Origin of the sequence: Mesorhizobium sp. M0633, from assembly GCF_040320645.1 — a bacterium.
Classification (GTDB): Bacteria; Pseudomonadota; Alphaproteobacteria; order Rhizobiales; family Rhizobiaceae; genus Mesorhizobium.
In genome coordinates, this window is sequence record NZ_JAMYQC010000053.1 from 1 (window position 1) to 13,279 (window position 13,279).

Sequence of the window (13,279 nt, forward strand, 5' to 3'; positions counted from 1 at the left end):
ATGCCAGGAGTTCCTCGGCGGCTCCCTCGACGTGGCTGACCCCATTGCGAATGCCCGGACGTTTCGTCTTCACGTAGACCGGGGGAGCGAACCAGAGGGGACCATAAGAGGGAACTTAGAGCGGGAAGAGCCCGCTGACCAACCCCGCTTTAGCCGCAGCTAAGGAACGATGTAGGCCCTCGCGGGTTTAGAGCTTGCAGCGGTCGATCTTCGTGGATGTGCAGCCGCTGTGGGGGGGTCCGTCGCCTCTCATCTCCATGCTTGGCGGCGGGCTCCTTTCGCGAGGGCGGTGTTGGTCAGAGACACATAGAACCTTGTACCCCATCCAATTTAGCTAGTCGTCATTGGGGGGAGTAGTGTCCCCTCCTCTTTTGCAGCAGCCAGGAATGCCTTGCGGGCCTCCTCAGGTTCCATCTCGTCGAAAATCACGGCCATGCAAACGCGCACCGCGAGGTCCCACCAAGGGCCACGCTTGGTCCACTTCATAAGCTCCTCGCCGGCTGCCTCGGCGTTGTTGACATTGCGGATGATCCCGGGACGCTCGGTCTTGACGGGGACCGGAGGGTTGAACCAGTGGAGAGCCATGCGGTCACTCTTTGTCGGCCCGATCAAGTTCCTCCAGCCTATACTGCTCAGCCGGCAGCTCCCGTTCTACAGGCAGATTTAGCATCCTGCGAAGGTAATTGCGGATTACCTCTAACTAGCGCAGGACGGCGCGCTTCCGTTGCGATGCCACAGTGACTGAATTTGGCTGACAGCTACTCGCGACCGTCGAAAGCCACGCAGAGGCCCATGGCAGTTGCTGCCTCGTCGATTGCCCCGGTTAGTTCTTCGTCAGAGGCCACCAAGCAAGGCGCAGCCTCCCGAGCTTCGCGTAGTGCAGCTTTGATCGAGACCGTGTCGCCACGGTCCGCCCTGTTGAGGAGGCGGTTATTCGCGAAGATCGAACCCGACGAACAGGCCAAAGGCTGGGGCAACATTGACAATAAGCTCCACCAGCTCGCAGTCAGTTTCCGCCAGATGTGGCCCGTCTCGGCGCACCGCTGCGATAGTCCCTTTGACGGAGATGATTTGGCCGCGACGGGCTTGTAGGATCAGCTCGTGAACAAGGTGTTTGGCAGTCACTTTGTCGGGTCGGCAGTTCGTCCAAACGTTCATACAAGGCCTCCCACCTCAGCGAGAACCCAAGGGAACATTCATGATCCTCTGTCGAGAAAAATCAAGCAGAATGTTTGACAACTTCTGAGTGGGAATCAGGGACAAGCCACGAAGCGAGCTTCTATACTCTTTGACCTGACGCTCAGCCAGCCGGCTAGGAACCTTCTTCTGTCGGTCCCTGTTTGGCCCGATCAATAGCCGCAAGTAATGACTGTAGGGTTGGCGGCAGTTCTGGTTCGACCTCCAGATTTAAGAACGTTTGTACGTGATGACGATAGCCTTCGGAACGGATCAGTTTCCGAAACGCTTCGGAGACAGACTGATGGTCTGCTTTGTTGCTCGTTGTCATGTTCGGGAAGTCCGTCCCAATGAGCCGCAACTCGCCCGCAACGAATGGGTTCCATCAGGAGGTCGGAATATTTGGTAGAAATTTCTGAGCGGGAGATCGGATAACTGGCTCGCGCGAAGCCCCCCGTGCCCCCTTGGTTTGCCGCAGCATTAATCCTCGCTCTTTGAACTGAAGATTCGTGTCGATCTAGCGTCGGTGTTGCACATCGTGAACGTTGGAATGCTTCTGTCCAATGTTTGCTCACGCTGTGATGCCAATAGGGCAGGCTCTTTGTGGCAGGGTGCCGCCCCACGGATTTAGCATGACAAGAGGGTTGCTTTCCGTATTTTGGCAGGGTATCGGATTTGGCAGGTAGCCTAATGGCAGGAAGGAAGACCCATGAACTTCGGATACGCGCGGACCTCGACCACAGATCAGGTAGCCGGATTGGACGATCAGGTGACGGCGCTGGAGAAGGCCGGATGCAAGCGTGTGTACAAGGAGCATGTCTCTGGGGCCGCTTCGAGGCGGGAGCGGCTTGAGCGGCTCGTGGAGAGGCTGGAAGCGGGTGACACGCTGACGGTGACCAAAATGGACCGCCTAGCGAGGAACGTCAGACAGCTTCTCGAGATCGTGGAGGACTTGGAGGGGCGTGGCGTAGCGCTGCGTATCCTCGACTTCAACGGCGACACGGTCGACACCAAGACCTCGACCGGCAAGCTCATGTTGACGATGTTCGGGGCGTTCGCGGAGTTTGAGCGTAGCGTCGTGCTGGAGCGCCAACGGATCGGGATCGATGCCGCAAAAGGCGACAAGACCAAGTACCCAGGACGGAAGCCGACAGCGATGGGGAAGCGCGACAAGATCGTGAAGTTGGATGCCGAGGGCATGACCAGAACAGCGATAGCCAAGGAACTGGGGGTCAGTGAGCGGAGCGTCTATCGGGCGCTTCAGGGGACCGGTGAGCCGATAGGGTGACCACTAGAACTACGAGGCGAATTAGGCCCCACCAGACTATGAAACGCTCCTCTCCCAAGCTGACCCGCACGGTTCTCCCTGCATTGCGACTGCCTGTAGCTTTGGCGAGGCGCGTGTGTCCTGATCAGTGCCTTTCCATGGGGACAATCAGTCCCATCGACCACACCCAACAAAGGAGCAATGACGACAACCGGCCTCACGCACAAGATTCCTGACAGTCCCATCGGCCTAGTCTCTTGGACAAGAGGGCTGATATGAATACTGAAGTCGAAGAACGCAAACTTGATCCCGCCTTGGCTCTCCCGGTACTCGATGAATCCGCACCGCGCGAACCGCATCGGCAATTTGCGCTGAAGCACGAGGACTGCTTCGTCGTCGCCGACAGCTACGGCGACATACGAGGCACGGGCGACGGGCTCTTCTGCGACGACACGCGTGTGCTGTCGCGCTTCCGGCTGTTGATCGCTGACCGCATGCCCTCATTGCTTGGCGCGTCCTTGTCGCAAGACAACATCTTGTTCACAGCCAATCTAACCAATCTCGCCGCAGTGGGGCCAAACGGCAGTGAAGTTCCAGCGAGCGCCGTACACATCGATCGGAGCCGGTTCATCTGGCAAGACCGCATGTTCGAGCGTATTACCTTCACCAACTACTCCGCGCGCGAGATTGCGTTGCCGGTCCGGCTCGACTTCGATGCCGATTTCCGAGACATGTTCGAGTTGCGCGGCACCACGCGTAGCCGTCGCGGTCGTGCCCATGACGGGCTGATCAGCGAGGCAAGCGTCACATTTCGGTCCGAAGGGCTCGATACCGGAACGACGTACCTGAAGGCGAAAGATCGATTTCCGCTCCACGCTCCTCGTTTGTGGCCATCGCCGACCGAGAGGAAGTTCGCCGCTCCGCTGACACGTGGCTGGACGGGGCGCGCCAAGGTCATCGCTGACTGTCAAACCATTTCTGCAGAATTTGACGCACACAAGGCCGATCCGAGGCCAACTGGGAGTGCATACCAGCTTGGAATTGTGCGGAACCGTACGAAGTCGATTGCAAGCAACCAACCTGGTTGGCCGGGCATTAAATTTAGCAAAGCGTCAATGGGGGAAAGCATCGGGAGGAAGACCATGCTGCACGTTAACATGCCTCGCGAATTTGAGGTCGGCGATGAGGTTGCGCTGGCAGGTACCGTCGTCACGATTCTCCCCAGCGGGCGCGCCAGGGTGAGCATTCCTTCGTATGACCATCCTTATACGATTGATCCGCCACCCAAAGTCCGGGCCGGCGACCGAGTGATTCTTGTTGGGGACGTCACCCGCATCGAGCGCGGGGCGAACAAACTCACTGTGCGGATTGACTGCGGCGGGGTGATCACGGTCGACAAGTCGGCGATCACCCGGCTGAGAAAGCACCGCCGGACTTCAGCGGGTTGACGCTCCGGCGATACAACGGCCGGTGTCGGCGTAGGGAAGATGCCAGCGCCTTTGAACAGCCCAAGGGTGCGGCGCGGTCCAGCCGGATATGGAGCGGACGAACGGATAAGCGGGAGCTCGACGGCTAGGGCACGCGTCCAGCGTAGTGCGTCCCTGGCGTCTTCGGATTACTGGTGAAGCAAGTCAGACCTGGCCTATCGCAACCGCGCCTCACCTGCCGTCCAGCGTTCGGATTCGCGATCGTCGCTCTCGGCAACAGGCGCCGCGCCCGGCCAGGACGTGTCGCATGTGCGCGCTGTCGAAGGAGGCGCCCAGCAACATTTCGGGTGAAGGCAACGCGGGCATCCGATCGATCGTAACCTTTCTCTGCAATGAGCGACTTGTTGCGGGCGATCGGCCTTCGGCTCTTACGCATTATCGAGATCACATGTTGGTCCCGGCACCCGATGCCGGCAACAGGTCTGCTTCGGAGCGCCGCGACAGAACTGGGCGACATGGTTGCGGTGGAGTAGGCGCCGTCGCCCTGGGTTAACAACCCGGTCGGTGACGGCCGCGGCCGCATCGAAAGCCCGCAAGGTACCTGTGAAGACATAGCGTGCCGGCGAAGGTCCGCCCTCGCGTCAGGGATTCGTTCTAGGCCGATCAGTCGGCAACGCGACCGGCCAGATGAGCGAGAGCTTACCCTCGGTGTTGGTCTCGACCCCGGCTCGCATAGAGGCCGTGAAGGGACATCTCCAAACGCTCGTCGACGGTCGTCCATCACTGCCGACTACGAGTCGAGGTCGTATGGCTCGTGGCCTAGCTCGTTGTGATGAAGCGCCTCTGCCATACACCTGATGTCGAACGCCTGACCGCACGCCGGGCAGAGGACGAAATACTCCTCCTCCCGAAGTGGCGATGCATCGTGGTCTTGGGGGATGACGATGTCATTGTATTCGTCGGGCATTGGGTCCTCCGGCAACGCCGCCCGCCATCCTGGAACGCCTGCCGGCAGGATTTGTTTCAAAGTTACTGCGCTTAAGAAGGAAGCCCTGAGCATCGATTGGGGCCTGATGTCCGGTTTCGACAGCGATGCCGTGCCACCGGGCAGTTCAAAGTGATTTTCATCTGCAATCTTTGGTTACGGCACGGGCAAGAACCGTTTCCGCGCGCGGCAAGGCTCGAATTCCACCAAGCATGCGCGGTCATCTGAACTCCAATCCGGCAACGCACACCGCTTGGCCGAGATCGACTATGGAGACTGACGTTGCCCCAAGTTTCTATCCAGATTTGAGTTCGTGGCCGGATATGGAGTAAAATTCAGGCCCGAGATTCCATTTCGCGGTGTTCGGAGAACTCCGCTTCACTGGGTATTTGTGCATCATTTATTGGGTAACGCCGCTCTTGGCGATGCGCTCTTCGAAACTCGGGGCCAAGCCCGACGTGCTGAAGCACTGGCCAGCGTCCATCGCGGCGGCAGCTTCTGGGCCAAGCGGATGCCTTTAGTTACTTGCGGACGTTTGATGTGGCGCAAAGGATCCGCAGAAGCTAACATAACTTTTTCTTGGAGGCTGTCGTGGGTACGAGACGTTTCAGAAAGCCCGTCATCGTTCAACCCGGCCGGATCGATCGCGACAGAGTTGTTGCGTCGGTATCCGACGCGGCCGAAGTTCTGCTGAGGGATTGGCCGACGCGGGAAGGCAAGTCGCGGCTCGCCGCAATCGAAGCATGCCTTGCCGTAATCCGTGGAGAAAAACCACCAAGGATAGCGCGCCAGGCGTTCATCGCTGCTGCCAAGGAGGCCAGGATATTGCTCGCGGAAGAAATTTAGGCTTATCGTGCGGCGGAGACCCTGCTCGGTCTGATCCAGCCTAACAGCCGCATCCAGTGCAGCGAGACGATGCCGGGCGGCGAGGCCAATGCGATCTTCTATCTGGTCGACCGGGCGGGGCTTGAGGGCGCAACCGCGACCTCCGGAGTCCTCGCTTGCGATGTCTGCTTTCAGGACGCGGAGAAGCTGATCTCTACGGCCGAGAGGCGCATTGCTGCCCTTCGCCACGCGGGAAATGGAGGGCCCAATGGCTCATCAACGTGAATTGAAAAATCTCCGACGATGCGGTCAGCGTAGCCGGGAACGTCGCAGTTGCGCCACAAATGCTCGGGGCGCTAGCCCGGGCTTTCCCCCTACCGACTCACGGGATAACAGCACCGCAGGCTGGTGGTGGTTAATGGCGCGTCGTGCATCAGCTTCGTCGACGAATGCTCTTTGTACGCCATTGGCGCCGCGAGCAGTTGTAGACGCCGCTCCATTCTGCACCTAGACAACTTTGCGAGGCTTTAATGGATGAAGGGCTCTTCGTTAAAGCATTGATTTTCTTCTCCGTTTTTGGTTTTGCGACACTCCGTCGCATGGTAGACAAACCCCTTGTTGCGGCCAGTTGACGGCCGTCCAAAATGATTATTAAGTTCGGTCACAGAACGAATTAATCGGAGCTGCTGTTGAACGACTTGCCGCGCATTTCTCGTCAGTTCTCCCAGCGCTCCGTCATGGAGGCGATCGTGCAAGGCGGGCCGATCTCGCGCGCTTCAATCGCAAAGCAGACCGGCTTGTCCAAGCAGACAATCTCCGAGATCGTCAGGACACTCGAGCAGGAAGGCTGGGTGCAGGAGACAGGGCGCACGAGCGGACATGTCGGACGCACGGCTGTCACTTACGAACTCGTATTTGACGCGGCCTACATCGCGGCCGTCGACCTCGGCGGCGCCAAAGTCCGGGTCGCCCTCACCGATCTTGCCTGCCAGATATTCGCAGAGGAAACGGCGCCGACCGATCCTCGGGGCGGACAGTTCATCGTCGACCAGATCGTGGATCTAGCGCTTCAGGCGGCCGAGAGGCACCGAATCTCGCGCACAAAGATAAGGCTGGCGGTGATTGGTGTTCCCGGTGCACCCGACAAGAAGACGGGCCGCGTCCTGCTTGCCCCGAATATTGCCGGCTTTGGCACGATGAATGTCGTTCGCGCTTTCGAGCAGGCATTCGGGGTTCATGTGATGATCGAGAACGATGTCAATCTGGCGGTGCTCGGCGAGAACTGGCAGGGGTGCGGCCGCGGTATCGACAATCTAGCCTTCATAGCGCTGGGTACCGGTATCGGCAGCGGCCTCATGGTTGCAGGCAATCTGGTGCGGGGCGCCAGCAATGCAGCCGGCGAGATGGGCTTTTTGCCGATTGGCGCCGATCCTTTCGCGCCGACATCGTTGCGCGCCGGCGCTTTCGAGCGCGTGGTCGCAACCAACGCCATGGTTGAACGCTACGCAACGCTGACGGGCAACATCGTCAATGTGCCGACGATTTTCCACGGTGCATTGGCTGGAGACAGGCATGCCGCGACGGTGCTCGACGAAACCGCGCGCTACCTCGCACAAGGCATTGTGGCCATAGCGGCAATTGCGAATCCGCAAAAGGTCGTCCTGGGCGGCTCGATCGGGCTGCGGCCGGAAATCCTGTTGCGCGTTAGGGACCTGCTGCCGCGCTGCTTCCCCTACCCTATCGCCGTTGAGGCCAGCGAACTCGGGTCGCGGGCAGCGCTCATCGGCGCTGCCGCCATCGGGCTCAGCCAGTTGCACAACACACTGTTCGGCGTCGACGCGCCCGACGGACGCATTTCGCTTCCCCCAGCCAGTTCGGCCGTGCTGCGCGAGGCCACGCTATGACCGCCTTAAAGGACATCACCGCCCGCTTGCGCGCCGCCCTCGATTGCGACGCAGCGGTGGAGCTTCTGCAGGGGGCAATCGGCCGCGAAAGCATAACCGGTCACGAAGAAAACTTTGTCGACTTCCTTGAAGACCGGATGCGCGTGCTTGGCTTGAGCGAAATTCGGCGTGCGGAATTCGCGCCCGGCCGGCCCAACGTCTGGGGTGAGCGCAAAGGTGCTGGCGCCGGGAAGCGGCTGCTCTTCATCGGCCACACCGATACGGTCCATGTCGAGGGCTGGCGCGAGCACTGGGCTGGCACCGCCAAGCAGCATCCGTTTGCCGCGCCAATGATCGACGGGCAGATCTGGGGCCGCGGCGCCGGCGACCTCAAGGCCGGCATCTGCTCCGCGCTGTCGGCACTCTCTCTGCTCGACACAGCCGACATCCAACTGGCCGGCGACGTTGCCTTTGCCTTCGTCGGCGACGAGGAGAGCGGCCAGCCTGGAACCGGCGTCTCCGCCGGCATCAAGGATTTCGTCGGCCGCATTGAGAGAGGCGAAGTCTTGGCGCCCGATTTCGTCGTCTATGTGGAGCCTACCCGCCTTTCGGTTTATCCGGCCCAAATTGGCTTCTTCATTACCGACATCACCATCACCGGACGATCAGCCTATTTCGGCGTACCCGAACTCGGCAAGGATGCCTTGCGTGCAAGCCACGCCGTCATGAGCGCGCTGTGGAAGCATTCGGAAGATGTTGCAACAAGAGCCGAGCACCCGCTGATTGGGCGTGGCTTCCTGCTGATCACCCGCCTTGCGGGCGGCGGCTACATCGCGGTGCCCGAACGCTGCACGTTGTCGCTGATCCGCAAGCTGTTGCCCGGCGAGTCGCTGGACGAGGCCGCCGCCGAAATCGAGGCAGTGGTGCGCGGCGCCATCACCGATCCCGAAATTATGTTGGCGTTCGCCTATCCGGCAGGCCGCGATCATCCGCTCGGGGGTAACGCCGCCGAGATTGCACCTGACAGGCCGGAGGTCGGCGCTCTTGCTGCCGCCATGGCCCGATCGATGGCTGGTCGCGGCGCCATCGAAGGCGCGCCATTCTGGTCAGAGTCATCATTTTTCACCAACCGGCTCGGCATCCCCGCCGTGTACTGCGCGCCAGGCGACATTCGCAACTGCCACACCTTCGACGAACACGTCGAGGTCGAGGAATATCTGGCCGGCGTCGTAGGCTTCGCCCGGTTCATGGTGGAGTATTGCGGCGTTACGGAATGAATGACAACTGAGAGCGAATGGGAGAACTATCATGCTGATAGACAGACTTGTTGCTACAGCACTTGCAGGCAGCCTGATGCTGGTGGCCGACGGTGCCGGCGCACAGACAGTAGGACCAAGCGGCGAGACGGCGACACCCAGCGCCGAGGTTAGATTGTCGGATGCAGACCTGGCCGCAGTAAAGGAGAAGGGCTACAAGGCGGCGCTGCTGTGGCACACCTCCTCCGACTTCACGAATGCGGTCACGTCCGGTGCCAAGGATGAATTTGCCCGTGCCGGCATTCAAATCGTCGCCACCACCGACGCGGGCTTTGACGCCGCGCGCCAGCGCAGCGACATCGAAACCGCGCTCGCGGCGAAGCCAAACGTCATCCTGTCGCTGCCCCTCGATCCGGTCACTTCGGCCGAGGCGTTCCGTCAGGCGCTCACCGACGGCACCAAGCTGGTATTCCTTTCCAATCTGCCGAAAGGCTACAAGCACGGAACCGACTATGCCGCCATCGTCACTGACGACCTGTTCCAGATGGGCAAGCAGGCGGCCGATGCACTGGCCAAGGCGCTCGATGGCAAGGGCAAGGTCGGCTACATCTTCCACGACGCCAGTTACTATGTGACGAACCAGCGCGACCAGGCTTTCAAGACAACGATCGAGAAGGATTATCCCGGTATCAAGATCGTCGCCGAGCAGGGGATCTCCGATCCGGCGCGGGCAGAAGAGTTGGCCAGCGCCATGCTCGTGCAGCATCCCGATCTTGACGGCATCTACGTCACCTGGGCCGAACCGGCCGACGGCGTGCTGTCGGCCTTGCGGGCAAGCGGAAACACCAAGACCAAGATCGTCACGCTCGACCTCGCCGAACCGGTGGCGCTCGATATGGTCAAGGGCGGTAATGTGACCGCACTGGTGGCCGACAAGGCGTATGAGCTCGGTCGCGCCATGGCCGCTGTCGGCGTCAAGGCGCTGCTCGGCCAGGAGACCCCGGCCTTCGTCGTTGCCCCGGCGCTTACCGTGACCAAGCAGAACGTTGCGCAGGGCTGGAAGGATTCGTTGAACCGTGACGCGCCGCAATCGGTGCTCGACGCGGCCAAATGACAGGCGAATGCCCGGCGGCCAATCAGGGCCGCCGACATCATAAAAACAAGGGGAACTGACATGCGCACAGCAATTGGAATGTTGTCGGCACTGGTAGCGCTCGCCGCCGCCAACGCCTTCGCAGCCGAGGGCACCACCACGGGACCGAACGGGGAAAAGCCGACGCCGGCAAAGAGCGTCGTGCTCACACCAGCTGAGGAGCAGCAGATCAAGGACGGCAAATACACCGCCGCGCTGGTCTGGCATGAGATGAGCGAATACACCAACGCGGTGAACAGCGGCGCCCAGGACGAGTTGAAGCGGCTCGGCATCAGGGTCGTCGCTCAGACCGACGCTGGCTTTGATGCGGCCCGGCAGAAATCCGACGTCGAGACAGTACTCGCCAAAAGGCCCTCTATTATACTGTCCCTACCGGTCGATCCCGCAAGTGCGGCCATCGTCTTTGATCCTGCGCGCCAGGCCGGCGTGAAATTGGGATTCGTCGACAATTCGCCGGCAGGCTACGTTCAGGACAAGGACTATGTGACCATCGTTTCGGACGACCTTTTCCAGATGGGCAACAAGGCCGGGATCGCAATGGCCGACGCGCTCGGCAAGCAGGGCAACGTCGGCTACATCTTTCACGATGCCGATTTCTACGTCACCAACCAGCGCGATGGAGCATTCAAGCACACGATCGAGCAGGACTATCCGGACATGAAGATCGTGGCCGAGGCCGGAATGGCCGACCCCGCGCGCAGCGAGGAGATCGCGCAGGCGATGATCACACAGCACCCAGACCTCGACGGTATCTACGTTACCTGGGCTGAGCCGGCGCTTAGCGTGCTGTCCACATTGCGGGCGGCCGGCAACAGCCACACCAAGATCGTCACGCTCGACCTGAACGAACCGGCGGCATTGGACATGATGAAAGGCGGCAACGTTGCGGCACTCATCGCAGACGAAGCCTACGACATCGGCGTGACGCTGGCACGCGCCACGGCCGCCGCGTTGATCGGCAAGAAGGCCGCGCCGTTCATCGTGGTCGATTCCCTCGCCGTCACCAAGGACACTGTCAAGGACGGGTGGAAGCGGTCCCTCAACAAGGACGTGCCCGCGACCATCGCGGCCGCCATGAAGTAGCGGCAGACAATGGCGCCCCGCCGGAGGAAGTGAGAATGTCGAGTATCAACACCAGCCCCGGCCGGGCAGCGAGCTTGGTCAGCCGCTTCAACCTGCAGCAATATGTCGTCTATCTCGGATTTCTGACGATCTTCCTGTTCTTCGCGATCGTACTGAAGGACAGCGGTTTTCTGACGGTCCGCAACCTGTCGAACATCGTGCTGCAGACGGCACCCGTGACGATCATGGCGATCGGCCTCGTCTTTGTCATGTCGGCGGGCGAGATTGATCTTTCGATAGGTTCGATCGTTGCCGTGGCAGCCCTTGCCGCCGCGGTGGCGATAAACGCCTACGGCTTGTTGGCCGGGGTGCTGGCCGGCCTCGGCGCCGGCCTGCTGATCGGCCTGCTCAACGGCGCCCTCGTGGCTTACGTTAAGTTGCCTTCATTCCTGGTAACACTGGCGACGCTCGGGTTGTTTGCCGGGGTATCTCGCTCGATGACCGATTTGCGGTCGATCCCGGTCACCAACGACGCCTTCACCGGCTTCTTCGGCTCAGGTTCTTTGCTGGGTGTTCCGTCGTTGATCTGGTGGACGGTCATTGCCGTTGCGATCGCGCATCTCATCTTTCGCGAGACGCGCTTCGGCGCCCATGTGCTGGCCACCGGCGACAACAGCCGTGCCGCCAGTGTTTCCGGCATCAGCGTGGCGCAGATAAGGCTGGCCGTTCTGACCATAAGCGGCGGACTCGCCGGCCTTGCCGGGCTGCTCTATGCCGGCCGGCTGCAGGCTGCGAAATACACGCTCGGCGAAACCGACCTTATGACGGTGATAGCGGCCGTCATTGTCGGCGGAACCCTGCTTAACGGCGGCAAGGGATCGATTGTCGGTGCGCTGGTCGGCTCGCTTATGATGGGCATGCTGAACAACGGCCTCATCCTGATGGGCCTGTCCGTCTCCGACCAGATGATCGTGCGCGGCTTGATCATTCTTGCCGCCGTCGCCGTATCGCTGCGCGAAAAGTCCCGTTGAAGGAGTTTTGTCATGTTCCTCGATGTTCTGCGGCGCCGCAATCCGAGCTTTATAGAAAGCGCCACGCGCCTGCACCAGGAAGGAAAGCTGCCGGCTAATTCCTATGTGCTCGACCTCGATGCCGTCGAAAGCAACGGCCGGGTTCTGAAGCGCGAGGCCGACCGGTTCGGCCTGAAGATTTTCGCGATGACCAAGCAGGTCGGCCGCGCCAGTTCGTTCTGCCATGCGCTCAAGCGTGGCGGCATCGATCAGGCCGTTGCCGTCGACATGGCCTGCGCGCGGGCAACGCACAGAGCCGGCCTGAGGCTCGGTCATCTTGGCCACCTGCAGCAGATCGCAAGGCACGAGGCCAATGCGGCGGCCAAAACATTCAGGCCGGACTATTGGACCGTCTTCAACGACACCAAGGCTGAAGAAGCCGCTGCCGGCGCAAGGCTCGCCGGGTACACGCAAAACCTACTTGCCCGCATTCGCGCCGATGGTGACGTTTTCTACCGCGGCCACGAAGGTGGTTTTGAGGCGGCCGATATCGCCGCGGTCGCCGAAAAACTGGATGGTCTCGACGGCGCACGGTTCGCTGGTATCACCACCTTCCCGGCGCTGTTGTTCGACCAGACCACGCGAACGGTCCTGCCGACACACAATCTGGCGACACTGGGCAGAGCTGCCGAAGCGCTCGCCAAGTCCGGCCGCAGCGACATAGAGGTGAACGCGCCCGGCACAACGTCGAGTGTCCTGCTTGGCGCGCTGGCCGAAGCCGGCGCCACGCAATGTGAACCGGGCAATGGCTTGGCCGGCACCACCGCGCTGCACGTCATGGAGGATCTGCCGGAGCTCCCTGCCGTTCTGTATTTGACCGAGGTCTCGCATTTGTCTGGCGGCAAAGCCTACTGCCTGGGTGGCGGCTTCTATATCGATCCGATCTTTCCGGACTACGAGGTGAAGGCAATCGTGTCCGCAGAACCCACCACGGCCGCCGCCGCGCTCAGAAGCGTCGAGGTGCCGCCGCCTGCGGCAATCGACTATTACGCAATGATTGACGCTAGCGGCGCCAATGCTCCACGCCCCGGCGACACGGCGGTGTTCGGCTTTCGTGGCCAGGCGTTCGTGACCCGCGCCTACGTGGTCGGCATCTCCGGTGTCTCAAAGGGGGCGCCCCAAGTCGAAACGATCGAAAACGGTTTTGGCGAAACCGCTGCCTGGCCTGTCTAGGA

11 protein-coding genes and 1 pseudogene are annotated in these 13,279 nt (G+C 60.9%); 8 read left to right on the forward strand and 4 right to left on the reverse strand.

The annotated features are described in order from the left end of the window. Positions 1-330: 330 nt before the first annotated feature. Together NKI47_RS32375 and NKI47_RS32380 are read right to left on the reverse strand one after the other, a co-directional pair. Positions 331-585 carry a DUF982 domain-containing protein gene (locus tag NKI47_RS32375; protein ID WP_352595415.1) on the reverse strand — a complete coding sequence of 85 codons (255 nt, stop codon included), beginning with the start codon at positions 583-585 and terminating at the stop codon, positions 331-333. A 345-nt stretch (positions 586-930) separates the two neighbouring features. Then, positions 931-1,158 carry a hypothetical protein gene (locus tag NKI47_RS32380; protein WP_352595417.1) on the reverse strand — a complete coding sequence of 76 codons (228 nt, stop codon included), beginning with the start codon at positions 1,156-1,158 and terminating at the stop codon, positions 931-933. 727 nt (positions 1,159-1,885) lie between these two features. Here NKI47_RS32380 and NKI47_RS32385 point away from each other — a divergent pair. Beyond that, positions 1,886-2,464 carry a recombinase family protein gene (locus NKI47_RS32385; protein ID WP_352595419.1) on the forward strand — a complete coding sequence of 193 codons (579 nt, stop codon included), beginning with the start codon at positions 1,886-1,888 and terminating at the stop codon, positions 2,462-2,464. Between the two features lie 254 nt (positions 2,465-2,718). Then, positions 2,719-3,273: pseudogene (locus tag NKI47_RS32390) on the forward strand (glycogen debranching N-terminal domain-containing protein); the annotation flags it as partial. Between the two features lie 1,387 nt (positions 3,274-4,660). Here the strand turns inward: NKI47_RS32390 and NKI47_RS32395 are convergent. Then, a complete protein-coding gene (locus NKI47_RS32395) occupies positions 4,661-4,837 on the reverse strand; it encodes a hypothetical protein (RefSeq protein ID WP_352495879.1) in 177 nt (58 codons plus the stop codon). Between the two features lie 414 nt (positions 4,838-5,251). After that, complete coding sequence (locus NKI47_RS35285) at positions 5,252-5,929, reverse strand: hypothetical protein (RefSeq protein WP_502898114.1); 678 nt, start codon at positions 5,927-5,929, stop codon at positions 5,252-5,254. 440 nt (positions 5,930-6,369) lie between these two features. Between NKI47_RS35285 and NKI47_RS32405 the strand changes: the two genes are divergently transcribed. Genes NKI47_RS32405 through NKI47_RS32430 form a run of 6 tightly spaced genes read left to right on the forward strand, consistent with a single transcriptional unit; the run spans position 6,370 to position 13,277 of the window. Then, positions 6,370-7,584, forward strand: a complete 1,215-nt coding sequence (locus NKI47_RS32405) for an ROK family transcriptional regulator (RefSeq protein WP_352595423.1) — start codon at positions 6,370-6,372, stop codon at positions 7,582-7,584. Next, positions 7,581-8,840 carry a M20 family metallopeptidase gene (locus tag NKI47_RS32410; protein ID WP_352595424.1) on the forward strand — a complete coding sequence of 420 codons (1,260 nt, stop codon included), beginning with the start codon at positions 7,581-7,583 and terminating at the stop codon, positions 8,838-8,840. The genes NKI47_RS32405 and NKI47_RS32410 overlap by 4 nt, the downstream gene beginning before the upstream one ends. Positions 8,841-8,871: 31 nt before the next feature. Beyond that, positions 8,872-9,933 (forward strand): substrate-binding domain-containing protein, encoded by a 1,062-nt coding sequence (locus NKI47_RS32415; protein ID WP_352595426.1) that lies wholly within the window; start codon positions 8,872-8,874, stop codon positions 9,931-9,933. 60 nt (positions 9,934-9,993) lie between these two features. Beyond that, positions 9,994-11,055, forward strand: a complete 1,062-nt coding sequence (locus NKI47_RS32420; RefSeq protein ID WP_352595428.1) for a substrate-binding domain-containing protein — start codon at positions 9,994-9,996, stop codon at positions 11,053-11,055. 35 nt (positions 11,056-11,090) lie between these two features. After that, positions 11,091-12,065 carry an ABC transporter permease gene (locus tag NKI47_RS32425; protein ID WP_352595430.1) on the forward strand — a complete coding sequence of 325 codons (975 nt, stop codon included), beginning with the start codon at positions 11,091-11,093 and terminating at the stop codon, positions 12,063-12,065. A gap of 12 nt (positions 12,066-12,077) precedes the next feature. After that, positions 12,078-13,277 (forward strand): alanine racemase, encoded by a 1,200-nt coding sequence (locus NKI47_RS32430; protein ID WP_352595431.1) that lies wholly within the window; start codon positions 12,078-12,080, stop codon positions 13,275-13,277. Positions 13,278-13,279: the final 2 nt, after the last annotated feature.

Excerpts from the sequence above, each read along its gene's own strand:
- NKI47_RS32420 (WP_352595428.1), top strand. The coding sequence starts at position 9,994 with ATGCGCACAGCAATTGGAATGTTGTCGGCACTGGTAGCGCTCGCCGCC.
- NKI47_RS32385 (WP_352595419.1), top strand. The coding sequence starts at position 1,886 with ATGAACTTCGGATACGCGCGGACCTCGACCACAGATCAGGTAGCCGGA.
- NKI47_RS32380 (WP_352595417.1), bottom strand. The coding sequence starts at position 1,158 with ATGAACGTTTGGACGAACTGCCGACCCGACAAAGTGACTGCCAAACAC.
- NKI47_RS32425 (WP_352595430.1), top strand. The coding sequence starts at position 11,091 with ATGTCGAGTATCAACACCAGCCCCGGCCGGGCAGCGAGCTTGGTCAGC.
- NKI47_RS32415 (WP_352595426.1), top strand. The coding sequence starts at position 8,872 with ATGCTGATAGACAGACTTGTTGCTACAGCACTTGCAGGCAGCCTGATG.
- NKI47_RS32430 (WP_352595431.1), top strand. The coding sequence starts at position 12,078 with ATGTTCCTCGATGTTCTGCGGCGCCGCAATCCGAGCTTTATAGAAAGC.
- NKI47_RS32395 (WP_352495879.1), bottom strand. The coding sequence starts at position 4,837 with ATGCCCGACGAATACAATGACATCGTCATCCCCCAAGACCACGATGCA.
- NKI47_RS32410 (WP_352595424.1), top strand. The coding sequence starts at position 7,581 with ATGACCGCCTTAAAGGACATCACCGCCCGCTTGCGCGCCGCCCTCGAT.
- NKI47_RS32375 (WP_352595415.1), bottom strand. The coding sequence starts at position 585 with ATGGCTCTCCACTGGTTCAACCCTCCGGTCCCCGTCAAGACCGAGCGT.